This window comes from Photobacterium sp. J15, assembly GCF_963870815.1.
Lineage (GTDB): Bacteria > Pseudomonadota > Gammaproteobacteria > Enterobacterales > Vibrionaceae > Photobacterium > Photobacterium marinum.
Genome location: NZ_CAWMUI010000001.1, coordinates 333018 through 356558 on the forward strand (window position 1 = coordinate 333018; position 23541 = coordinate 356558).

General features: G+C 49.0%; 23 protein-coding genes. 13 read left to right on the top strand and 10 right to left on the bottom strand.

The genetic code is table 11. The features are described from left to right. The first annotated feature begins 78 nt into the window (after positions 1-78). Both AACQ93_RS01650 and alr read left to right on the top strand, forming a co-directional pair. Positions 79-1476 carry a replicative DNA helicase gene (locus AACQ93_RS01650; protein ID WP_064606446.1) on the top strand — a complete coding sequence of 466 codons (1398 nt, stop codon included), beginning with the start codon at positions 79-81 and terminating at the stop codon, positions 1474-1476. Between the two features lie 71 nt (positions 1477-1547). Beyond that, a complete protein-coding gene (gene alr / locus AACQ93_RS01655) occupies positions 1548-2627 on the top strand; it encodes an alanine racemase (RefSeq protein WP_064601700.1) in 1080 nt (359 codons plus the stop codon). A 108-nt stretch (positions 2628-2735) separates the two neighbouring features. On the opposite strand, the gene AACQ93_RS01660 is transcribed toward alr, so the two are convergent. Continuing rightward, positions 2736-3155 carry a secondary thiamine-phosphate synthase enzyme YjbQ gene (locus tag AACQ93_RS01660; RefSeq protein WP_064601702.1) on the bottom strand — a complete coding sequence of 140 codons (420 nt, stop codon included), beginning with the start codon at positions 3153-3155 and terminating at the stop codon, positions 2736-2738. Between the two features lie 280 nt (positions 3156-3435). On the opposite strand from AACQ93_RS01660, the gene pgi reads away from it, so the two are divergent. Next, positions 3436-5088, top strand: coding sequence for a glucose-6-phosphate isomerase (gene pgi / locus AACQ93_RS01665; protein WP_064601703.1), 1653 nt, complete (start codon positions 3436-3438; stop codon positions 5086-5088). A 77-nt stretch (positions 5089-5165) separates the two neighbouring features. Here pgi and AACQ93_RS01670 read toward each other — a convergent pair whose 3' ends face one another. The 3 genes from AACQ93_RS01670 to zur form a co-directional block, all read right to left on the bottom strand. After that, positions 5166-5375 carry a cold-shock protein gene (locus AACQ93_RS01670; RefSeq protein ID WP_007470794.1) on the bottom strand — a complete coding sequence of 70 codons (210 nt, stop codon included), beginning with the start codon at positions 5373-5375 and terminating at the stop codon, positions 5166-5168. A 269-nt stretch (positions 5376-5644) separates the two neighbouring features. Next, on the bottom strand, positions 5645-6109 hold the full coding sequence (locus AACQ93_RS01675; protein ID WP_064601705.1) for a chemotaxis protein CheX: 465 nt from the start codon (positions 6107-6109) through the stop codon (positions 5645-5647). 33 nt (positions 6110-6142) lie between these two features. Then, positions 6143-6592, bottom strand: coding sequence for a zinc uptake transcriptional repressor Zur (gene zur, locus AACQ93_RS01680; protein WP_007470791.1), 450 nt, complete (start codon positions 6590-6592; stop codon positions 6143-6145). A 614-nt stretch (positions 6593-7206) separates the two neighbouring features. Here zur and cyaB point away from each other — a divergent pair. The 8 genes from cyaB (at position 7207) to AACQ93_RS01720 (ending at position 15348) form a co-directional block, all read left to right on the top strand. Then, a complete protein-coding gene (gene cyaB, locus AACQ93_RS01685) occupies positions 7207-7749 on the top strand; it encodes a class IV adenylate cyclase (protein ID WP_064601706.1) in 543 nt (180 codons plus the stop codon). Between the two features lie 505 nt (positions 7750-8254). Further along, positions 8255-9295, top strand: a complete 1041-nt coding sequence (gene dusA, locus AACQ93_RS01690) for a tRNA dihydrouridine(20/20a) synthase DusA (RefSeq protein ID WP_064601707.1) — start codon at positions 8255-8257, stop codon at positions 9293-9295. Positions 9296-9501: 206 nt separating this feature from the next. Next, positions 9502-9738: an envelope stress response protein PspG gene (pspG, locus tag AACQ93_RS01695; RefSeq protein ID WP_064601709.1), complete on the top strand. Its 237-nt coding sequence runs from the start codon at positions 9502-9504 to the stop codon at positions 9736-9738. 189 nt (positions 9739-9927) lie between these two features. Further along, on the top strand, positions 9928-10569 hold the full coding sequence (locus AACQ93_RS01700; protein ID WP_064601711.1) for a TIGR04219 family outer membrane beta-barrel protein: 642 nt from the start codon (positions 9928-9930) through the stop codon (positions 10567-10569). 117 nt (positions 10570-10686) lie between these two features. Further along, positions 10687-10920: a hypothetical protein gene (locus tag AACQ93_RS01705; protein ID WP_007470785.1), complete on the top strand. Its 234-nt coding sequence runs from the start codon at positions 10687-10689 to the stop codon at positions 10918-10920. Between the two features lie 171 nt (positions 10921-11091). Beyond that, complete coding sequence (locus AACQ93_RS01710) at positions 11092-12903, top strand: assimilatory sulfite reductase (NADPH) flavoprotein subunit (protein WP_064601712.1); 1812 nt, start codon at positions 11092-11094, stop codon at positions 12901-12903. After that, positions 12903-14594, top strand: a complete 1692-nt coding sequence (cysI, locus tag AACQ93_RS01715; protein WP_064601714.1) for an assimilatory sulfite reductase (NADPH) hemoprotein subunit — start codon at positions 12903-12905, stop codon at positions 14592-14594. Before AACQ93_RS01710 ends, cysI begins: the two co-directional genes overlap by 1 nt. Further along, the gene (locus tag AACQ93_RS01720) at positions 14587-15348 is read left to right on the top strand and encodes a phosphoadenylyl-sulfate reductase (protein WP_064601715.1); all 762 of its coding nucleotides are present in this window, start codon (positions 14587-14589) and stop codon (positions 15346-15348) included. Before cysI ends, AACQ93_RS01720 begins: the two co-directional genes overlap by 8 nt. Before the next feature lie 141 nt (positions 15349-15489). On the opposite strand, the gene AACQ93_RS01725 is transcribed toward AACQ93_RS01720, so the two are convergent. Together AACQ93_RS01725 and AACQ93_RS01730 are read right to left on the bottom strand one after the other, a co-directional pair. Further along, entirely contained in the window at positions 15490-16002 is a 513-nt protein-coding gene (locus AACQ93_RS01725; protein ID WP_064601717.1) for a DUF2780 domain-containing protein, read from the bottom strand. 166 nt (positions 16003-16168) lie between these two features. Next, a complete protein-coding gene (locus tag AACQ93_RS01730) occupies positions 16169-16789 on the bottom strand; it encodes an FKBP-type peptidyl-prolyl cis-trans isomerase (protein WP_007470777.1) in 621 nt (206 codons plus the stop codon). A 125-nt stretch (positions 16790-16914) separates the two neighbouring features. On the opposite strand from AACQ93_RS01730, the gene AACQ93_RS01735 reads away from it, so the two are divergent. After that, entirely contained in the window at positions 16915-17586 is a 672-nt protein-coding gene (locus AACQ93_RS01735; protein WP_007470774.1) for a LysM-like peptidoglycan-binding domain-containing protein, read from the top strand. A 43-nt stretch (positions 17587-17629) separates the two neighbouring features. Here AACQ93_RS01735 and AACQ93_RS01740 read toward each other — a convergent pair whose 3' ends face one another. From AACQ93_RS01740 to AACQ93_RS01755, 4 genes are all read right to left on the bottom strand, one after another. Further along, entirely contained in the window at positions 17630-18526 is an 897-nt protein-coding gene (locus AACQ93_RS01740; protein WP_064601719.1) for a DMT family transporter, read from the bottom strand. Further along, positions 18519-18983, bottom strand: coding sequence for a GNAT family N-acetyltransferase (locus tag AACQ93_RS01745; protein WP_064601721.1), 465 nt, complete (start codon positions 18981-18983; stop codon positions 18519-18521). Before AACQ93_RS01745 ends, AACQ93_RS01740 begins: the two co-directional genes overlap by 8 nt. Positions 18984-19072: 89 nt before the next feature. After that, the gene (locus tag AACQ93_RS01750; protein ID WP_064606448.1) at positions 19073-19639 is read right to left on the bottom strand and encodes a Crp/Fnr family transcriptional regulator; all 567 of its coding nucleotides are present in this window, start codon (positions 19637-19639) and stop codon (positions 19073-19075) included. Positions 19640-19747: 108 nt separating this feature from the next. Next, entirely contained in the window at positions 19748-21709 is a 1962-nt protein-coding gene (locus AACQ93_RS01755) for a bifunctional 2',3'-cyclic-nucleotide 2'-phosphodiesterase/3'-nucleotidase (RefSeq protein WP_064601723.1), read from the bottom strand. Positions 21710-22119: 410 nt separating this feature from the next. On the opposite strand from AACQ93_RS01755, the gene cysG reads away from it, so the two are divergent. Then, a complete protein-coding gene (gene cysG, locus AACQ93_RS01760; protein WP_007470762.1) occupies positions 22120-23529 on the top strand; it encodes a siroheme synthase CysG in 1410 nt (469 codons plus the stop codon). Positions 23530-23541: the final 12 nt, after the last annotated feature.

The following is a 23541-nucleotide window of genomic DNA, read 5'->3' on the forward strand; positions in this document are numbered from 1 at the left end:
AATGAGATTGGTGCTCAGAGTCTGTTTGAATAAGGTATAATGCACCGCTCAGTTTTTTCCGGTAACCACGCAATTCCTATGGCAGAGAAAAGTAAACCGTATAAATCCAAAGATTCCCAGATGGATGCAGCTAAGATGCCGCCGCACTCGCTGGAGGCAGAACAGTCCGTCCTAGGCGGCCTGATGCTGGACAATGAAAAATGGGATACGGTGGCAGAAAAAGTCGTCGCAAAAGATTTCTATAGTCGTCCTCACCGGATGATTTTCGAGGGTGCTTCGGTTTTACTCGAAAACGGTCAGCCATTGGATCTGATCACTCTGTCGGAGCACCTTGAACAGTCGGATCAGCTGGAAGATGTCGGCGGCTTTGCCTACCTGGCGGAATTGGCCAAAAACACCCCGTCAGCGGCCAATATTTCGGCCTATGCTGAGATTGTCCGTGAGCGTGCACTGATCCGCGACATGATTGGTGTGGCGAATGAGATTGCCGATGCCGGTTATGACCCGCAGGGTCGCACCAGTGAAGATCTGCTCGATATGGCAGAGAGTAAGGTTTTCGCCATTGCGGAACAGCGCACCTCTGAAAATGAAGGCCCGCAGAATGTCGATAATATCCTTGAGAAAACGCTGGAACGTATCGAGCTGTTGTATCAGAGCCCTCAGGATGGTGTGACTGGTGTTTCGACCGGTTTTACCGACTTGAACAAGAAAACCGCAGGTCTGCAGGGTTCAGATTTGATCATCGTGGCAGCGCGTCCGTCGATGGGTAAAACAACCTTTGCCATGAACCTGTGTGAAAACGCAGCCATGGAACAGGATAAGCCGGTGCTTATCTTCTCGTTGGAGATGCCTTCAGAACAGATCATGATGCGTATGCTGGCGTCCCTGTCTCGGGTCGACCAGACTAAGATCCGTACTGGTCAGCTGGATGACGAAGACTGGGCACGTATTTCTTCTACCATGGGGATCCTGATGGAGAAGAAAAACATGTACATTGATGACAGTTCAGGTTTGACACCGACTGAAGTTCGCTCCCGTGCTCGCCGGGTTGCCCGTGATCACGGTGGCTTAAGCCTGATCATGGTCGACTACCTTCAGCTGATGCGTGTTCCAGGCTTGCAGGACAACCGTACCCTGGAAATTGCCGAAATTTCCCGCTCCCTTAAGGCGCTGGCGAAAGAGCTTAATGTGCCTGTGGTTGCTCTGTCGCAGCTTAACCGATCGCTGGAACAACGTGCTGATAAACGCCCGGTTAACTCGGACCTTCGTGAATCCGGTGCGATTGAGCAGGATGCCGACTTGATCATGTTCATCTACCGTGACGAGGTGTACCACGAAGACAGTGCTCTGAAGGGGATTGCAGAAATCATCATCGGTAAGCAGCGTAACGGTCCGATCGGTTCGGTACGTTTGACCTTCCAGGGGCAGTTCTCACGCTTCGACAACTACGCCGGCCCGGCCTTCGACGAGGAGTAAACGGCAGTTTTCTTTATCACTGGAGCAACGGATGATTGCGCCAGTTTGAACAAATGAGTATAGGATTTTCAATGAAAGCAGCGACAGCTTATATCAACACGGAAGCGCTGATTCACAATCTCAGCCAAATCCGGTTACAGGCACCACACAGCAAAATTCTGGCGGTAGTGAAGGCCAACGGCTACGGGCACGGCCTGGCGCATGTGGCTACAAGCCTGCCTGATGTTGATGGTTTTGGTGTTGCCCGCATCGAAGAGGCGTTGGCCTTGCGGGCCAAAGGTGTTGTTAAGCCGGTGCTTTTATTGGAAGGTTTTTACGCGCCGTCGGATTTGCCTGTACTGGTGACTAACAATATCCACACCGTGGTTCATTCTATCGAACAGCTTGAAGCGCTTGAGCAAGCGAAGCTGGACGGGCCCGTTGTGGTGTGGCTGAAAATCGATACCGGCATGCATCGCCTTGGCGTACGCCCTGAACAGTTTCAGGAGTTCGTCGAGCGTCTTCATGCCTGTAAAAATGTCGCTAAGCCGCTGCGTTACATGAGCCATTTTGGCTGCGCTGATGAGCTTGAAAGTGATGTGACCTGTCAGCAAATCAATACCTTCCTGTCTTTGACTGAAGGATGTAGCGGAGAACGCTCGCTGGCGGCATCTGGGGGGATTCTGGCCTGGCCTGACAGCCATCTGGAATGGATCCGCCCGGGTATCATCATGTACGGTGTTTCTCCTTTTGTGGAGCCAGAGCGTTCGGCTGCCTCTTATGGCATGAAGCCGGTGATGACACTGACCTCCAGCCTGATTGCCGTCAGGGATGTTAAGAAAGGCGAGAAAGTCGGCTATGGTGGCATCTGGACCAGTGAGCGAGATACCAAAGTGGGCGTTATTGCTATCGGTTACGGTGACGGTTACCCGCGTACAGCACCAAACGGCACACCTGTGTTAGTTAATGGCCGTGTTGTTCCTATGGCTGGCCGAGTGTCGATGGACATGCTGACGGTGGATTTGGGACCGGATGCGACCGATAAAGTCGGCGATGAAGCGATTTTGTGGGGCGAAGGCCTGCCGGCAGAAGTGGTGGCTGAACACATCGGTACCATCGCTTATGAGCTGGTGACCAAGCTGACATCCCGCGTTGCCATGGCTTATTGTTAATTAGCCGGATAGCCCAGACCAAGTAGCTTTGATTTGGGTGGCAACCAAGGTTTTGAAAGCCGCAGCGTTTGCTGCGGCTTTTTTGTATCTGTTGAATGGATTGCGTGCTTATTCGCCCTGAATCGTTATGACCACCCGGCGGCTGCCACCGAAATCTCTGTGTTCCCCGAGGTAGATCCCCTGCCAAGTCCCCAGTGCCAGGCGGCCTTGTGTGATCGGAATCATCAGGCTGTTGCCCAGGGTTGAGGTTTTGATATGTGCCGGCATGTCATCATCACCTTCATAAGTGTGACGGTAATATGAAGCCCGCTCCGGTACTGACTTGTTGAAATGGGCTTCCATGTCGCTGCGTACGGTCGGATCGGCATTTTCATTGATTGTCAGGCTGGCGGAGGTGTGCTGAATAAAACAGTGAAGCAGGCCAACTTGATACTGCTGAAGCTCCGGGATTTGTTGTTCAATTTCATCGGTTATCAGATGAAACCCCCGGCTACGAGGTTTTAGCTGAATCGTTTTTTGAAACCACATCTGTTCGCCCTTTTGTTATCGTTTTGCTGCAATCTTAGTTGATTACTGTATTCATGCAGATGCTTTACGTCTATTATTTACTCTCGGTTTTCGTGACCTGACTCAATGAAGCTTGGGATATCTTCACGTCATAATTTGTCACAAGTCGTAAAATTACAAAAATATAGCCAGGCCAGCAGGTTGCGCTACAATTGACAACATTTAAGAATATCGGGGATCCATGGGCAGGATCAGTCTGATAAAGCCGATGGATTAAAATTAAAAAATCAGGAACTTCACCATGTTGAAAAACATCAACCCAACGCAGACTCCTGCTTGGAAAGCACTGACAGCACATTTTGAAGAGGCACAGGATCTACAGCTTAGTGAGCTGTTTGCAAAAGACAGCGAGCGTTTCGCTAAATTCTCGGCTAATTTCGGTTCAGACATCCTGCTGGATTACTCAAAGAACCTGATTACAGAAGAGACTATGAGTAAGCTGCTTGATCTGGCAGAGCAAACAGAAGTTAAAGCAGCGATTGCTGATCTGTTCAGCGGTGAGAAGATCAACCAGACTGAAGGCCGTGCAGTACTGCACTCAGCTCTGCGTAACCGCAGCAATACACCGATCATGGTTGACGGTGAAGATGTAATGCCAAACGTGAATGCGGTTCTGGAGAAGATGAAACACTTCACAGCCCGCATCGTTGATGGTGAATGGAAAGGTTACACCGGTAAGGAAATCACTGATGTTGTAAACATCGGTATCGGTGGCTCTGACCTTGGCCCTTACATGGTGACTGAAGCGCTGGCTGCATACAAAACTCGCCTGAACCTGCACTTCGTATCGAATGTTGACGGCACTCATATTGCCGAGACACTGAAGAAACTGAATCCGGAAACAACTCTGTTCCTGATTGCATCTAAGACATTCACTACCCAGGAAACGATGACTAACGCGCACTCTGCACGTGACTGGTTCCTGGCTCAAGCACAGGATCAGGCACACGTAGCTAAGCACTTTGCTGCGCTGTCTACTAACGCTTCTGCTGTTGCTGAGTTCGGTATCGATACTGACAACATGTTCGAATTCTGGGACTGGGTTGGCGGTCGTTACTCTCTTTGCTCTGCTATCGGTCTGTCAATTAGCCTGTCTATTGGCTTCGATAACTTTGTTGAGCTTCTGGAAGGTGCCCATGCAATGGACAAGCACTTTGCAGAAGCGCCTATGGCTGAAAACCTGCCTGTAATCCTTGCGCTGATTGGCATTTGGTACAACAACTTCCACGGTGCAGAATCTGAAGCTATCCTGCCTTACGACCAGTACCTGCACCGCTTTGCGGCTTACTTCCAGCAGGGCAACATGGAATCTAACGGTAAGTGTGTAGACCGTGGCGGTAACCCAATTGACTACCAGACTGGCCCAATCATCTGGGGTGAACCAGGCACTAACGGTCAGCACGCGTTCTACCAGCTGATCCACCAGGGTACTAAGCTGATCCCTTGTGACTTCATTGCACCAGCTCTTAGCCACAATCCGTTGAGCGATCACCATCCTAAGCTGATGGCGAACTTCTTCGCTCAGACTGAAGCACTGGCATTCGGTAAGACTAAAGAGCAGGTAGAAGCTGAATTCGTTGCAGCAGGTAAGTCTCTGGACGAAGTGAAAGATCTGGTTCCGTTTAAAGTATTTGAAGGTAACCGCCCAACCAACTCAATTCTGGTTAAGCAGGTAACACCTGCTGTTCTGGGGTCTCTGATCGCGCTGTACGAGCACAAGATCTTCACTCAGGGCGTTATCTGGAACATCTTCAGCTTCGATCAGTGGGGCGTTGAGCTGGGTAAACAGCTGGCCAACAACATCTTGCCAGAGCTGAACAATGCTGAAGAGATCAGCAGCCACGACAGCTCAACTAATGGCCTAATCAATGCGTTCAAAAACTGGCGCAAATAAGACGTTGACGTACTGAATATAAAAAACGCCGCATTTGCGGCGTTTTTTTATTCTGAGACTTTTGGTGCTCAGCCAAATTAAGGCAGTGCAATAACTTCGCTCGCCTGTGGACCTTTCTGACCATCTGTTACGATAAATTCAACGCTCTGGCCTTCGTGCAGAGTGCGGCGGCCCTGAGCCTGAATTGCACTGTAGTGAACGAATACATCCTTGCCATCAGCACCAGAAATGAAGCCAAAGCCTTTTTCATCGTTAAACCATTTTACGGTTCCAGTCAGTTTGTTCATGTTACGATCTTTCCTTTGAATGAAGTATTTCCTTGCTCGCCAGCTTGGCTGAGCAAAATAACGTGCTGACGATCAATCTATAAGAGCCTTGATGCTTATTCAGCATAACCAAGTCTAGATCGATTATATGAGGGGTGGTAGTTTTTTGTCTGGGATTTCTGGCTGCTTCACATAAATTTCAAAGTGATAGCAAAATTGAGACGGGAAGTGAGGGATCGCCAGCCAGAATAATCCTCTGACTGGAGCGATTCGCAGAGTAAAGCGGGGTATTAGCCGTCGAAGCAGATTTCGATAAATGCTTTACCAAATTCAGAGTTAAACGGCATGATGATAATTGCGCCTTCACACTTGTGAGTGATGGTGTGGCCGCGGCCAGAAACAACTGCCGGGGTGGCCATTTCAAAATCATAGCCTTTTTCTGCCAGGATGCGTTTCGCACCACCGGTTACCATATTGGTGATTTCACCCACCATGTCCGTGACTTCTTCATTAATCCCGTTCGGTCGTTCGCCCAGCATACGCTGCATGATTTCCAGCGCCAGACTTTCATCAAAAGTAATCGACATTGAACCACGGGTTTGTGGGCCAACCATGCCGATAAGACCAGAAACATCACCGCGGGCAACCTCGTCACGCTTAACTCGAGGTTTTTGCGGTGCCAGCTCCATTGATGCCATGGTTTTCAGGACATTCAGGAGCGAAGCTAGGAAAGGGTTTACGAATTCTGCACGCATAATCTGATAATGACTGTATTGAAATTTAAGGAACTATTGCTCACTGTTTTGACATTTATGGCAAATGCCATGGCTTTCCACTACGTGGTTAGATATCCGGAAGCCGTGTTTTTCCGCCTTCTGACGTAATAGTTTAGCCAGTTCGTCATCATGGCACTCTTCGACCGTACCGCACTCGTCACAAATAAGCAGCTGGGAACTGTGATCCGCGTGTCCCAAGACACAACAGGCAATATAACTGTTGGTGGACTCCACTTTATGAACAAAACCCTGAGCTAGTAGAAAATCAAGAGCCCGGTAAACTGTCGGTGGCTTCGCTTGCGGCTCGGTTTCCCTGAGTAAGTCCAGCAGTTCGTAGGCGCTGATTGAGCTGTGATGCTCAACAATTAACTCAAGGACTTTCAGCCTTTGAGGTGTCAGCCTTACTCCCCGTTGCTCGCAAATCTGTTGGGCTTTATTCAGCAGTTGCGTTTGATTTGCCATATAACCTCAAAAAACAGCGACAAGTGCAGTAGTTTATCATAGCTCGCGCCAAACGTATCTTAGTTCCATTAATTCTGGACAAATAGCTCAGAAAAATCGTGTGTAGGATCACGCTCAACTGTCTGGATTTTACTTGGTAATGTCGTAATAACAGGATGCTGTCCATCATCTTTGTGTGCGTACACCTTTATTTGTATTTATAAGCTTTTTGCTGCCACCTCTAAAAAACTCCTAATATTTTGATAGCTAAGTTATTGATAGTTATCTGTTGTACAGCTCTTTTAGCTTTTTGCCTGTAGTTGTCCAAATGCTTTTTTGCTTCTCTTTTTTATTTTGAGGTCTTGCTCAATCTTTTGTTTTATATGTAATTTTTGTTTTTCTGATAGTGGTTGTGCTTATTTTTACTGTTCGATGTTATTAGTATTTGGCCTATAGGTGTCTAAAAGATTGGTTTTATATGAGGTGTATCTCCTTATGGAGAGCTTTCTTTCTGCTATAGCCTAATTCTCATTAAGCTGTGACATAGTTACAGAATCAGAAACTGATTAACCAGTTTTTACAATTTAGTCTGTTTTAATAATGGCAAAAGAAATGAAGGCAAAGGACTGAGTGAAATGAGTGAGCATTTTGTGGGCAAATATGAAGTGGAATACAAGTACCGGGTTGAATCGCACCAATCTGTACTGGCGACACTGCAGGCGCTGGGTGCCTGTGTGTTTGTGGAGCAAAACCGTGAGCGGGATATTTACTTTGAACTTGGTGATAAGGAGTTGGCTCAGCAAGGAGTGAGCATGAGTGTACGGGTGATGAAGCCTTCCGGGATCAAGCTGTGGATTGTGAAAGGCCCAGGAAATGATCGATGTGAAGCCGTTAATGTCGAGTCGGTGAGTAAAACCTGTAGCATGCTGGAAACTCTGGGCTATCACCCTGCATTTACGATTGAGAAATCCCGCAGTATTTATTTTCTGGAGCAGTTTCATGTCACTCTGGATGTGGTCAGTGAACTGGGCTGTTTTGTTGAAATTGCAGTAATGACAGATGAAGCTGAGTTGTTGGAACCACTAAAAGAGCAGTGCCTTCAATTGAGTGAAAAATTGGGCTTAGGCAGCGATGCTTTGGAAGTGAACTCATACCGTGCTCTGTTAGGCCATATATAAACAGTCGTAGCTGGAATAGCCTAAGCCAAGGGGGGAAGGCGCAAACAGATAAATCCCTGTACAGCTTTTCGGTTAAAAAACAGAAAAAAGGTTTCCGATTGGACGGTAGAATGAATTGCTTGTTGTTAAGTTACTGAATTTCAATGGTTGAGACCGAGTGTACAGGTTTTTGGGTTGTTGGTGGTCAAAAGCTTATATTGCTGTGCGTTTTTGGTGGTTGTTTTATTTAATTATTTAAAAACAGTGTATTACACCTTTTAGTGAAAGTAATATGATGTTCTTTTTGCTATCCCAGCATTAGTGAAAAGCAGTAAAAGGGGAGCATCCGGTCCTATTGGGCTCAAAGCCATAATGGGGTAGAATCCGCTCTCTTTTATATAAACAGCCGTTAAGAATACTGGCTTTCCGTTTGGTTTTTTGCCGGACAGAGGCTAAGGGTTGTGTCATTCGAATGACATGATGATGTTCAGATAACGGGTAAACGGGTTAAATTGAGGTTTTTTCGATGCCAAACAGTGCTGTTGCCAACCGCGACGATCTACAGACAGAACAAACAGCGAAGGGTGATTACCCTTCATGCCGCTTCTCTGTTGCCCCGATGCTCGATTGGACGGACCGTCATTGCCGCTATTTCCATCGTCAGTTGAGCGAGCATGTGCAGCTGTATACTGAAATGGTGACAACCGGTGCAATTATTCACGGCAAAGCAGATTACCTGGCTTATAACGAAGAAGAACATCCTCTGGTTCTTCAGCTGGGTGGCTCGAACCCGGCTGAACTTACCCAGTGTGCTAAACTCGCGCAGGAACGTGGTTATGACGAAGTGAACCTGAATGTAGGTTGCCCGTCTGACCGTGTTCAGAATGGTCGTTTCGGTGCCTGCCTGATGGGTGAAGCGGAGCTGGTTGCTCAGTGTGTGGCAGCTATGCGTGAAGTGGTGGATATCCCGGTCAGCGTTAAAACCCGCATTGGTATTGATGAGCAGGATTCTTACCAGTTCCTGACTGACTTCATTGGCACGGTAAGCGAAAAAGGCGGTTGCAGCGACTTTACTATCCACGCTCGTAAAGCTTGGTTGCAGGGTTTGAGTCCGAAAGAAAACCGAGAGATCCCGCCGCTGGATTACCCGCGTGTTTATCAGCTGAAGAAAGATTTTGCACACCTGACCATGGCGATTAATGGTGGGGTAAAAACGATGGAAGAAGTTGAAGCGCACCTTGAGCATTTGGATGGCGTAATGGTTGGCCGTGAGGCATACCAGAATCCGTATATGATGGCCGATCTTGACCAGCGCCTGTTTGGCAGCAACAAGCCGGTGAAAAAACGCCGTGAAGTGGTGGAAGCCATGTTCCCATACATTGAGCGTGAGCTGGCAAAAGGTACTTACCTGAATCATATCTCACGTCATATGCTGGGCTTGTTCCAGAATATGCCGGGTGCCCGTCAGTGGCGTCGTCATATCAGTGAAAACGCCCACAAGCCGGGTTCTGGTATTGAAGTACTGGAGCAGGCAATGGCGAAAATTCCTGCTCATCTTGATGTGTAATCAATGTGGTTAATTTCGCCATATTAAATGGCGGGAAAAGCTAAAAGAGAAAAGCGCGAACAGTAAACGGGTCGCGCTTTTTTTGTATCTGGCTGATAAATATGGAATTAGATAAACGGCGTGAGTCTGGCTCGGTTTGTGCTATTACAATTAAGGAAAAGAAAGGAAGTTAAAGCAAATAAACTGAAGCGAAGAGAGGCCTGACGATGATTGAGTTCCTGTTTTTATTGGCGTTTGCCTTTGTACTGGTGTTTACCGGGGTAAGTATTGTCGGCATGTTGTTTGCCGTGCTGATTGGTTTTGTGGTCATGGCGCTGGCGGGCATGATCGGCATGATGTTCAAGTTGTTACCATGGCTGATCCTGATAGCCGTTGCCGTCTGGTTATATAAAGACAGAAAAGGCGAGCAGCGTCATTGTCACCATTATCGTCGTCGGCCATAACCATTGACTATTGTTGAAGCCTGGTATTCAGGTCCGTTATGACATGCTGTGCCTGTATAAGCGGATTCTGGCAACGAATGCTGATTTTGTGCCGAGCTTAATAAGCTCGAGATGGAAATGCGGTTTTTTTGTACGCCATCTGGTATAGTCTTCGCGATCTGAAAATTCTAATAAGAGCGGAGACTCGGCATGAAAAAATTGACAATTTCTGCTGTCGCTGCGGCGGTTGCTTTGTCAGCGGCAGTTCCGGCGCAGGCAGCAACGCTACTAGGCGTGAAGGCAGGTGCAGATGCATGGTTTGCAGACGCTAAAGTTAACAACGTTAGCAACAGTGATAGTGATACTCACCAGTCATACTATGTAGCGTTGGAGCACTTTATCCCATTGGTACCAAACTTCCGTTTGCGCTACAGCGACATTGATGCAGGTAACGTATCTTTTGGTCAGACTGACTATACAGCGTACTACGAAATTCTTGATAACGATGCTGTTGCGTTCGATATCGGTATCACCATGTCGAAATTCAATGCCGGTAAATTCGGAAATGAAAGCTTCAGTGAATGGCAGCCAAATCTATACGGTAACGTAGAGTTGGGTCTGCCGATGACGCCGGTATCCGTATTTGGTGATCTGAACTTCGGTAACTATGACAGCACTAGTACTGTTGATGCTCAGGTGGGTGTGAAGTGGACACTTCCACTGATTGCCGCTGATCTTAACCTGCGCGGCGGCTATCGTGTGATGGATTATGATTTTGACTTTATTAAACACCCTGCTGGTGGTGAAGTGAAGCTGGATGGTTGGTTTGCCGGTGTTGAAGTTGATTTCTAATCTTTTGCTTTAACAGCTGTATTTTTAAAAGCCACGCTTTTGCGTGGCTTTTTTGTTGCCTGTTTTTGGTTTTTTGTACCATTTTTAAAAGTGATACAATTATCAGGAAATGGGCGAATGACATTAACTGAACTGAAGCGTTTATATGCCAACAGCGAGATAGTGGAAGCGGTTATCGAGCCTTCGATTCAGGCTAATGGCTGGATCGTCGAGTTTCGGCATCGCCGTGGGGGCTTTGTTCCGCTGACCGACGGTTCCGGCAGCGAAAAGTGCTACCACGATATTGATACCGCGACAGAACGGGCGTTTGAAGTTGGCTTCCATCAGGTACGTATTGCAGATACTTTCTGAATCCTAAGCAAATGGTCTCAGCAAAAATAGTCCGGCTTAACCTTAGTTAAGCCGGAAAAGCTGGCTGTGTTTTACCTTACTAAAAGTTATAAAGCATTCTTATCTATTCTTTCTAGTTATTTCCTTGAGTGGCTAATCTAACACTACGCAATGTATAGGGATCGTCGTGTCATGTTACTCAAGGAACTCTCGGCTATAGCCAGTCCACTCAATGATAAGCAGATAAGTCAACTGCAGCAGGCCGCAGCAGAGTTAACGCCACAGCAGATGGCGTGGCTCAGCGGATACTTCTGGGGCTTAAGCCAGACTCAGCCTGTCGGTCAGTTACAGCCTGCTCAGCAACCTGCTGCAGCGGCCCGGCCAGCAGGTAAGCTTACTATTATTTATGCTTCCCAGACGGGAAATGCCAAAGGTGTCGCGCAGGCCCTTAAAGAAGAAGCCGATTCAGCCGGTGTTGCCGTTGAACTCTTTGCTGCCGGTGATTACAAAGGTAAAAACCTCGCCAAAGAAACCCATGTCATCATTGTTGCTTCCACTCATGGTGAAGGGGAAGCACCGGATGATGCTATTGAACTGCATGAATTCCTGCAGTCGAAAAAAGCCCCGAAACTCCCCAATCTGAAATATGCGGTCATAGGGCTGGGAGATTCCAGTTATGAGTTCTTCTGCCAGACGGCGAAAGATTTCGATGGTTTCCTCAGTAAGTTAGGGGCCGAGCCAATGTTGCCGCGCTTTGACTGCGATGTCGACTATGATGCGCCGGCGGCTGAGTGGCGTCATCAGGCACTGGAAAAGGTTCAGGAAACCTTATCAGTTGGTGATGCCGAGGTAGTCCAGTTGCCGGTTGGCCATGCCCAGCAGGTGACGTCTGTTTACACTAAACAAAATCCGTACACCGCAACTTTGCTGACCAATCAGAAAATTACCGGTCGCAGTTCAGGTAAGGATGTTCGTCACATTGAAATTGATCTTGAAGGTTCCGGATTGAGTTACCAACCGGGTGATGCCCTTGGTGTCTGGTACGAAAACGATCCGGCTTTAGTTGATGCCCTGCTTATTCGGGCCGGGCTTGATGGCTCGGAGAGTGTCGAGGTTGATGGGGAAAGCCTTTCTCTGAAACAGGCTCTGATCAGTAAATACGAAATTACACTTGCCAACCCGCAATTGGTGACGGCTTATGCTGATCTGTCTGGCAGTAAAAAGCTGGCTAAGCTGTTGGCCGATAAAGACAAGTTACGCAGTTATGCTGCCAATACTCAGGTAGTCGATGTATTGGCAGAGAAGAAAACCAGGCTGACAGCACAGCAGCTTATCGGTTTGCTGCGCAGGTTAACACCACGTCTGTATTCCATCGCCTCCAGCCAGGAAGAGGTTGGAGAAGAGGTACACCTGACCGTCGGGGTTGTGGAATACGATGCCGGAGATGAAACCCGACAGGGCGGAGCTTCCGGGTATCTGTCCCGTCGCCTTGAGGAAGGTGGAGAGGTGAAGGTTTTTGTCGAAGCTAACAATAACTTCAAGCTTCCGGCTGATGATAATACTTCGGTGATCATGATAGGCCCCGGAACGGGAATTGCGCCATTCCGCGCCTTTGTTCAGGAGCGGGACAACCGGGATGCCACGGGTAAGAACTGGTTGTTATTTGGCGACCGGACCTTTACTGACGATTTTCTGTATCAGGTTGAATGGCAGAAGTATCTGAAAGATGGCGTATTGACTCAGATGGATGTGGCGTTTAGCCGGGACCAGGCCGAGAAGGTTTATGTCCAGCACCGGATTTTAGAACACGCCGGACAGGTATGGCAGTGGCTGCAGGACGGTGCCCACCTGTATGTCTGCGGAGATGCCAACCGGATGGCGAAAGATGTCCATGAAGCCCTGATCTCAGTCGTTGAACAACAGGGTAAGCAGAGCCGCGAACAGGCGGAGCAGTATTTGAATGAACTGCGCAAGACCAAGCGTTATCAAAGGGATGTGTACTAATGAGCGAGCAAAAATTATCAGATAACGAACGCCTGAAAGGCGAAAGTAATTTCTTGCGCGGGACCATTGTTGACGATTTGAATGATCGCATTACCGGCGGTTTTACTGCCGATAACTTTCAGCTGATCCGCTTTCATGGCATGTATCAGCAGGATGACCGGGATATCCGTGCCGAGCGAGCCAAACAAAAGCTGGAACCGCTGCACAATGTGATGCTGCGGGCACGAATGCCGGGCGGCATCATCACCCCCAAGCAATGGCTGGCGATTGATAAGTTCGCTGATGAACATACTCTGTATGGCAGTATTCGCCTGACGACGCGCCAGACATTCCAGTTCCACGGTGTACTGAAGCCAAATATCAAGCTGATGCACCGGACATTGAACCAGATTGGGATTGATTCGATTGCGACTGCCGGCGATGTGAACCGTAATGTTCTCTGTACCTCGAACCCGGTAGAGTCGACCCTTCATCAGGAAGCCTATGAGTGGGCGAAAAAGATCAGTGAGCACCTGTTGCCGAAAACCCGGGCTTATGCCGAGATTTGGCTTGATGGCGAGAAGCTGGAAACTACGGATGAAGAACCGATACTGGGCAGTACTTACCTGCCACGTAAGTTCAAAACCACAGTGGTGATCCCGCCGCAAAATGATGTCGACGTTCATGCCAACGACTTGAACTTTGTGGCTATTGCGGAAGATGGCAAGTTGGTGGGCTTTAATGTCCTGGTTGGTGGCGGTCTGGCCATGACCCATGGTGACAAGTCGACATATCCGCGCCGGGCTGATGATTTTGGTTTTATCCCGCTGGATAAAACACTGGATGTCGCGGCTGCGGTTGTCACTACCCAGCGTGATTGGGGTAACCGTTCAAACCGGAAAAATGCTAAGACCAAATACACCCTGGATCGGGTTGGTATTGATGTCTTCAAGACGGAAGTGGAAAAGCGTGCCGGAATTACGTTTGCCGACAGTCGTCCTTATGAGTTTACCGAGCGCGGTGATCGTATCGGCTGGGTGGAGGGGATTGATGGTAAACACCATCTGGCACTGTTCATCGAAAATGGTCGCTTGCTGGATTATCCCGATAAGCCACTTAAAACCGGTGTTGCTGAAATCGCCAAAGTTCATAAAGGTGATTTTCGAATGACAGCCAACCAGAACCTGATTGTGGCTGGCGTGGCTGCCAGAAACAAAAAGGCGATCGAAAAGATCGCCCGTGATCACGGGCTGATCGACGATGGTGTCAGTGAGCAGCGCAAAAATTCAATGGCTTGTGTTTCGTTGCCGACGTGTCCGCTGGCAATGGCGGAAGCCGAGCGTTTCCTGCCTGGTTTTGTTACCGACATTGAAGCGCTGTTGGCAAAACACGGGCTGGCAAAAGATGAAAATATCATTTTACGGGTTACTGGCTGTCCGAACGGCTGTGGCCGGGCGATGCTGGCAGAGATAGGCCTGGTCGGCAAGGCTCCTGGGCGTTATAACCTGCATTTGGGCGGTAACCGAAATGGTACCCGGATCCCGAAGATGTACCGTGAAAACATTACTGTGGCTCAGATTATGGAAGAGATTGATGCTTTAGTCGGCCGCTGGGCGGCAGAGCGGAATAAAGGGGAAGATTTTGGCGACTTTACCATCCGCGCAGGGATCATCGAGCCGGTTTTAGTTTCTAAGAGGGATTTCTATGCCTGATATCGCATTGGCTGAATTACGCCAGAAAAGTAAAGTTGAACAAATTCTCCGGCTAGCGGAAATTAATGCTGAACTGGAAGCGTTATCTGCCCAGGAGCGGGTTCGCTGGGCATTGGAAAATTTGGATGGTGAGTTTGCCCTGGCATCAAGCTTTGGCATCCAGTCGGCGGTGATGCTGCATATGATCACCCGGGAAAAGCCAGACATTCCGGTGATCCTGACCGATACTGGTTACCTTTTCCCGGAGACTTATCGTTTTATCGATGAGTTGACTGATCGTCTGTCGCTGAATCTGCATGTGTACAGTGCAGGGCAGACGCCAGCCTGGCAGGAAGCGCGGTTTGGCAGGCTTTGGGAGCAGGGCGTTGACGGACTCAAACAGTACAATCGGCTCAACAAGGTCGAGCCGATGCGACGTGCTTTGGATGAGCTGAATACCGGAACTTGGTTCTCCGGCCTGCGCCGGGAGCAATCGGATTCGCGGGCGACCTTGCCGGTATTGGCGATTCAGAATGGGCTTTTTAAATTCCTGCCGTTGATTGACTGGAATAACAAAGATATCCATCAGTATCTGACAAAGCACGATCTGCCGTATCACCCGTTGTGGGAACAGGGGTACCTGTCTGTCGGAGATACCCATACGACTCGTAAGTGGGAGCCGGGTATGAAAGAAGAGGAAACTCGTTTCTTCGGTCTTAAGCGAGAATGTGGCCTGCATGAGGATGACGGCGAATACGACGGTTCCGGGATTTGAGCCTTGAGCTTATGATGAATTAAGATTCTGCTGATGAAAAAGCCTGAGCCGTTTTAACGGCTCAGGCTTTTGTTTATTCAATAATTTACCTGCTTCTGACAGCAAGCTGGATATTTCCCGCTATCCTTCTGCCGCCGTTTTCTAGCCGACCGGGTTCCAGATGGCACCGAGTGAGTCCATCAGTCCGGAGCTGGCCCCCTGGCTACCTAGGAACTGCATTACCACCGGAATAAAATGGCTTACCATACTGGCATCCATCCCCAAGGCTGAAAATACCTGGTTGATAGTATCCATGTTGGTAAGCAGGGCGTTCATTCCCGGTGGAATAGCGGCGCTGAGGGCATCGGCTCCCGGGATCATTTTGCTCAGCTCTGCTGCTTGGTCACCGCTGAGCTGGCTTGATGCCAGTGATAATAGGGCGCCGGCACCGCCTGCTGCTTGTTCTGGCGTGACGCCTAGCTGGTTGCTGAGTGCTTCGGTTAGCGGGTTACTTGCCGTTGTCGTGGCTTCGGCTTTTTTGTCATCACCTCCGCCAAATAAATCTGACAGACTGAATGCGGAGCTGGTGGTTGAGAAAATCAGGCAGCTAAGCAGGGCTGCGAAGGTAAGTAAGTGGCGAGTGAAACTGTTCTTTTTTGTCTGTTGTGGGGTCATTGCATCCTCCTTGGTTAACGTTATAAGCGTAGTGGGGAATGCGGCCTAAGTACCAAATTAAATTGAGAATAATTGACAAGAAAGGTAGTTGGTTTGCTTGTCTGGTACGATAAAAAAACGGTGCTGGAAAAGCACCGTTTTGTTCATACAGTGTGACTGAGATGTCTTACAGGATGTCTAGTAGTTCAACTTCGAATACTAGCGCTGCGTATGGAGGAATAGCAGCACCTGCGCCACGCTCACCGTAAGCTAGGTTTTGAGGAATGTAAAGCTTCCACTTAGAGCCAACAGGCATCATTTGCAGAGCTTCAACCCAACCAGCGATAACGCCAGTTACAGGGAATTCAGCTGGCTGACCGCGAGATACAGAGCTGTCGAATACAGTACCGTCTGTTAGCTCACCGTGGTAGTGAACGCGTACTTGCTTGTCTGAAGTAGGGATTTCACCGTTACCTTCAACAAGAACTTCGTACTGAAGACCAGATTCAGTTACTGTAACTTCAGGGCGTAGTGCGTTATCTTTTAGGAATGCTTCGCCTTCAGCTGCTGCAAGCTTAGCCTGCTCTTTACGAGCTTCTTCTGCGCGAACGTGGATTTCACGTAGTGCATTGTTGATTTCGTCAACTTCGATTTCTGGCATTTCACCAGTTAGTGAAGTTGCAATGCCTTTAGCAATCGCAGCAACGTTTAGGCCTTCAAGGCCGCTTTGTGCCAGCTGCTGGCCCATTTGCAGGCCGATGCCGTAGCTTGCTTTAGTTTCAACTGTATCTAGTTTAACGTCAGACATGATGTCATCTCTTTAATTTAGAGTGAATTTAAGTGGGCAGGATAACAGTTTAGACCCTTATGGGTAAACTTTTGTGACAAGATGTCGTTTGATAGCGTGAGCAAGAATGCTCTGGAGTGTTGTATATGGGACAGGCCAAACGCCGTTCAAAGAAAAAAAGTGAATTTAAGCTTCCTGATCTTTCCCTTAACAAGGCGAATCTTGATGTTTATAAAGAAAAACTTCAAGCCAGGCTGGCTCCGTTGAAAGCAAGGTGGCAAGCCTTGCCCAAGCTGCATCGTCGGGCTTTGGCTGTACTGGTGCCTGTTGTCGCTGTTTTACTGCTGCTTCCTGTTAGTGAAGCTCCAGAACCGGTCAGTAGCGGAGAGCCGCAGCGCCGCGAGATTTCGCTTAACCTCGGTGAAAATGAGCCGACGAAAATTCCAGTTGGTGAGCGTGCTGAGCCGCTATCACCGAAACGCCCGGTTGCCAGAACTGAGCCCGTATCACCGGAGCCTCAGCCAGTATCTCCAGCTTCCCGGGAGTCGGTTGAGTTGCAGTGGCAGCAGTATCAGGTGAAGCAGGGTGAAACTCTTGCCAACATCTTCCGCGATAAATCCCTGCCGCTGTCCGATCTTTACGCAGTAGCTGCGATTGAGGGAAAAGACAAACCGCTAAGTCGGATTAAGGCTGGTCAGTGGCTTCGCTATAAACAAACCGCAGATGGTTCGTTGGATGCGCTGCAGATTGAAAGTCGCAGCGGTGATCCTGTGCTGTTCTTCCGCCGTTCAGATGGCAGTTTTGCCCGAGGCAAATAAAAGCCGATATTTATAATAAGAAAAGGCCGCTTTGCGGCCTTTTTTAGTCTGTCAGTTTGTCAGCCGAAGCCGGAACTGATGTGTTTGGTCGGTGATTTCTGCGCAATCTGCCTAAAGGCATCATTGGCAGGATAATTAGCAGAATACCTATCGTGGTTAACAGATCTGGCACTTCATTAAACCCGATGATCCCGATGATGGTGACGAATACCAGTCCTGAATATTCCACTAATCCCAGCTTACAGGTTTCGGCCTGGCGGTAAGCGACGACACTGCTGCCATGATAGCCGAGGGTAAACACGGCGCTGGCGGCAATTAACATGATTTCATCGACGGTTATCGGTTGCCAGTAAATAACTGCTAGTGCGGCGGCAATTGGCAGAGAGAACACGCCGGTCCAGAACAATGTGGTGATGACTGGTTGCTGAGCTGGCAATTTCCTGACCAGCACGTTGTAAAGGGCCAGAGTCAGGGCACAGCCAAGGGCAGCAACAGCCGCCCAGTGAAAATGTTCCGGACGTAGGACAACAAGGACACCGAAAAAGCCTGTCAGGGTTGCCAGCACTTTGGTTCGCTCCGGCTTTTCTTTTAGCAACCATGCCGATAGTGGCAACATCAATAGTGGTGCGGCATAAAACAGGGCATTGGCTGTCGCCAGTGGCAGCCAAGTCAGGGCGACCATGACCAGTCCGCTTCCTGCCAGCACTAAATGGGCTCGTATTATTGTGACTGACGTGTTGCCGATGGCTCGCTGTGCCGGCGCCAGTTTCAGCCAGAATGGCAGGACGATAACCACGCTCAGTAACTGGCGGATGAACATATACTGAAAGGCACTGATCCCGCCTTCGAGCAGTTTTACGGCGACATCAGACAGTGACGATGACAGGTTGCCCAGCAGCAGGAAAAGGACACCGACGGCGACTGGCGATAGCTTAGCCACAGACTATCCCTTTGCTCAGCCTCATATCGACATGGGGAATACCGTCTTCCAGGTACTCCTCTGAGATAGCTTCAAAGCCATAACGGGCGTAATAGTGCTGGAGGTGTGACTGGGCACCGATGTCGATGGTGTGATCCGGCCATAATCGCTCAGCATGTTCTAGTCCAAGGCGAAGTAGTTCATGGCCAGCACCGGTTCCCCGTGTGGATTCTGCGGTAAGGACCCGCCCGATACTGACGTTGGTATAGGTGGTGCCCGGTGGCAGCAGTCTCAGGTAGGCCACAAGCTGATCATTGTTGTAGCCCAGCAGGTGATGAGTGCCAGCCCGGCGGTCATTATCGTCCAGCTCAGGGTAAGGGCAGTTTTGTTCAACAACAAAGACATCAACCCTGAGTTTCATCAAATCATAGAGCTGGTGGGTCGTCAGTTCTTCAAAAGGCAGGCATTGCCACTGCATTGTATTCTCCTTGGCTGAAACAGTTATTGAACGCAGATTAACTGTCGTCATTTTCCCTGACATTAACCATTGTTAATTTCCCCGGATAATTACTCTTCTTCCAGACGTTTTTTGATCCGGCTGAGGCTGATAGGCGTGATCCCTAAATAAGAGGCTATCTGGTAATCCGCGATTCGGGTTTTAAGTTCTGGAAAGTTGGTAGTGAACAGTTGGTAGCGCTCTTCCGGTGAGTGCATCAGCATGAATCTTTCTTTTTGCTCTTTAAAGATTAATTGGCGCTCCATCAGGCGGACATAAAGTGGATTGCCTTCTTCCCGCCACTGTTTCAGCAGGTTAAACGGCAGAGCCAGCAGGCGGCTGGCGGAAAGGGTTTCCAGCAGGTAAGGCGAAGCCTGTTCGCTGATCAGGCTTTCAAAGCCGATAATAACATCCTGATCCCAGTAGAATTCCTTACTGAACTGTTTTCCCTCGGCTGTGAGGTAGCAGGCGTGGCAAAGTCCTTCTAGCAGAAAGTAGCAGTAAGCAGGAGGCTCTCCCTGATTAAGCAGAACGTGGCGGGTCGGGAGTTCCATCAGTTCGGCCTGGGATACGGCCTGCTCAACGGTTTCTGTTGATGCGCCCAGCTGGCTGAGAAATTGGTGCAGGGATTCTTTCATCTCGGTGATCATCAATGTTGGGATATTTCGCCATCATAGCAAAAAAATACCGCAGCCAAGGCTGCGGTATTGTGTGGTTATATTGCTAATGTGATGAAAGGTGAGTGATTACTTTTGCAGGTCGATACGGTAAACCGCAAAGCCAACCTTATCTGTTGCCACTTGTTCCATTGGGTACTGACCTTTGTCTTTAATAAACTTCGCAGCCTTGTTGCCTGGTGAAGTTTCGAAAGTCACATTCAGCTTCTTGTCGCTCTTAAGTGGAGCAAAACGCCAGTTGTTGTCGGCACTTGGCACAACCTGACCTTTTTCTTTACTGATGCGGCTGATGTAATCCGCCACAACGGTACGGTTCTCATCCGGTGATGAGAAGGCAACAAAGGCTTCACCGGTACCGGCAAATTTACCGCTGTAAGCTCGGTAGTTGTTGGTAGCAATGATAAACGGCTGTGCCGGATCAACAGGTTTTCCGTTGAAGGTCAGCTCTTTAACACGCTCTGCTTTGTCGTTGATTAGCTTACAGTCACCGTCATAACGGGCCGGTTGGGAAACGTCGATTGTGTAGTGAACGCCGTCAATGACATCGAAGTTATAGGTGCGGAAGCCTTCCCAGTTGATCAGGCCCTGTTGTGCTGTGCTGTTCAGATCAATCTGGTTGAACTGACCTGCAGAGCATTCGAGCCACTCTTTTACTTCTTTACCTGTTACTTTCAGTGCAACCAAAGTATTCGGGTACAGGTAAAGGTCGGCTGCATTACGGAATGTCAGCTGACCGGACTCAACTTCGGTGAAGTTGGCTGGATCGTTACCACGGCCACCGGCTTTGAACGGCGCAGCAGCAGACAGAACCGGAGTGCCGTCCAGATCCGGGTCACCCTGGATAAAGCGCTCGACATAATCTTTCTGAGCCAGGCTGACAATTTGAACTGTCGGATCATCCTGTACCAGTGCCAGGTAGCTGTACATCACGTCACTGGCTTTACCGATAGGCTGGTTAACAAAGTCGCGGGTTGCTTCATGGTCTGTTTTCAGTGCAGCGACCATCTTAGTGTCAGCTTCGACTAAGGCTTCTTTCTTGAATTTGTCGTAGATAGGACGGGCTTCAGTCTGAGCGTCAGCTACAGTCCAGTCGTCACCGGCTTTTTCCAGAACCAAATCGATAACACCCACGTGATCACCCCAGCGACCAGGCATAACAGCTGGCACACCGTTGATGGTGCCTTTTTCTATGTCTGTTTTTGGCAGGTTCGCAAAGGTTTTGCTCGGGAATACTGCGTGGGAGTGGCCGAAAGTGATGGCATCAATACCTTCAACTTCTGTGAGGTAGAATACGGAGTTTTCCGCCAGTACTTTGTACGGATCTGCCGTTACGCCAGAGTGAGGGATTGCGATGATGATATCAGCCCCTTCCGCTTTCATTTGAGGGACAAATTTCTCCGCGGTTTGTTTGATATCTTTTGCTTCTACCTTGCCTTCAAGGTTCTTCTTATCCCAGATCATGATCTGAGGCGGAACAAAACCGATGTAGCCGACTTTTACGTCATGCTCGACACCATCAGTGTCTTTGAACTTATGGGTTTTGATGATGTAAGGTGTGAACAGGTTTTTGCCGGTTTTCAGATCATAAACGTTGGCATTTACATACGGGAACTTCGCGCCGGCCAGCGAATTATGGAGGAACTCAAGGCCATAGTTAAATTCGTGGTTACCGATATTACCGACTTCATAGTCCAGCTGGTTCATGGCTTTATAAACCGGGTGAACCTCGCCTTTTTTAATCCCCTTCGCGGCCATGTAGTCGCCCATTGGACTGCCCTGGAGTAAGTCACCGTTATCAACCAGGATGCTGTTGATAACTTCTGCCTGAGCTTTTTTTACCAGCGTGGCCGTACGTACCAGACCTGTTTTCAGGGTTGGCTTATCCTTGTAGTAGTCGTAATCCATCACATTGGTATGGATATCGGTTGTTTCCAGGATACGCAGTTTGATTGTTTCTGCTGTGGCTGGGCCGGCCATAGCCAGCATGCCACCAAGAACTGCAATCGACAGCGGCTTGGCTGAGAGTTTCATGGTTATCTCCAGGATATAGAACAGAAAAAAGCGTGCTAAAGGTATCAAAAAAGATGTCGTTGTTTCGTGAGCTATTTACCTTATTGTGTTCGGAATCGCATTTTTTGCGTAAAAAGGTCGATGACATCTCGCTATGCTTATGGTTTCACCGAATTCATCATGCAGAACTAATACAAAAAAGGCATAACATAGGCTGAATTCGCCTGACTGAAATATGAATTAAAGCGGTACTTTCCTGTAATTACTGCTAATTTTAGGTTAATTCTCTTCTCCCTCCTTTTTATCTGTCGGTATTCACCGGAATTATGCCTGTTCCAAACTTTTTGGAATAAAAAATGAAATTATAGAATTTCAGGTAATATCCAAGCCCGACTATAGTGCTTTTAGTTATAGGAGCAGAGGGCGCTGGAATGGATTACTTGCCAATTTTTGCAGACTTGAAACGTCGGCCTTGCCTCGTTGTCGGCGGCGGTGAAGTCGCATGGCGAAAAACCCGTATGCTGTTAAAGGCGGGAGCAGATGTTCGGGTGATTGCGCCTGAGCTAAATGCTGATTTCCGGCGTGCTGTACAGAGCGGAGAAGTGACTCACTTTGCTGATGAATTTTCTCCGTCTGATCTCGATGGTATCTTCCTGGCGATTGCTGCGACCGACCGCAAGGCGGTTAATGCGCTGGTTTATCAGTCGGCTAATCAGCGTCAGGTGATGGTTAATGTCGTTGATGATACCCAGCGTTGCAGTTTCATTGTCCCTTCTGTTGTCGATCGCTCGCCGATCATCGTTGCTATTTCCTCTTCCGGCCGAGCGCCGGTTCTTGCTCGCCTAATACGCGAGAAGCTTGAAGCTACTTTGCCGCAGCACCTCGGACGAATGGCTGAGATTGCCGGACGCTTCCGGGCTCGGCTGGCTAAAACCGTCATGACACTTTCGGGGCGCCGCCATTTCTGGGAGCAGGCTTTTAACGGACGCTTTTCCGATTTGGTTGCAGCCGGACGAGAGCAGGAAGCAGAACACGAATTGCAGTCTTTGTCCCTTAAGAGTGAACCGCAAGGACAGGTGGCCCTGATAGGAGCCGGGCCGGGGGATGCCGGACTGTTGACTTTGCGGGCGTTGCAGTTGATGCAGCAGGCCGATGTGGTGCTGTACGACTACCTGGTTTCTGATGAGGTGATGGAATTGGTTCGCCGCGATGCTGAACAGGTGTGTGTTGGAAAGAAAGCCGGATTTCATAGTGTGCCGCAGGAAGAAACGAACCGCTTGCTGGTGGAATACGCACGACAGGGTAAGCGAGTAGTTCGCCTTAAAGGCGGTGATCCGTTTGTATTTGGCCGGGGCGGTGAGGAACTGGAAGTGTTATTTGATGCCGGTATCCCTTTTCAAGTGGTACCGGGAATTACTGCTGCGGCCGGAGCCACTGCTTATGCGGGGATCCCTCTGACCCATCGTGATTATGCCCAGACGGCGATGTTCATTACCGGTCATCAGAAACCGGATGGCGACCAGCTTGACTGGTCGACGTTAGCCCGCGGTAAGCAAACTTTGGTGATTTATATGGGGCTGATGAAATCCGGTTATATCGGGCAGCAGTTGATTTCCCATGGTCGGGCTCCCGAGACACCTGTTGCGATCATCGAGCGCGGTACTCAGCAGACACAAAACGTTTTGAAAGGTCAGCTCCATGAGCTGGCTCAGTTAGCTCAACATGCAGCATCTCCGGCCCTGATTGTGGTGGGTGAGGTTGTGAATCTATCAGAAAAATTACATTGGTTCGGAAAGCAGGAGCAGCAGTCACAACACACAGCGGTTGTGAAGCTGGCATAGTTATGGAGAGAG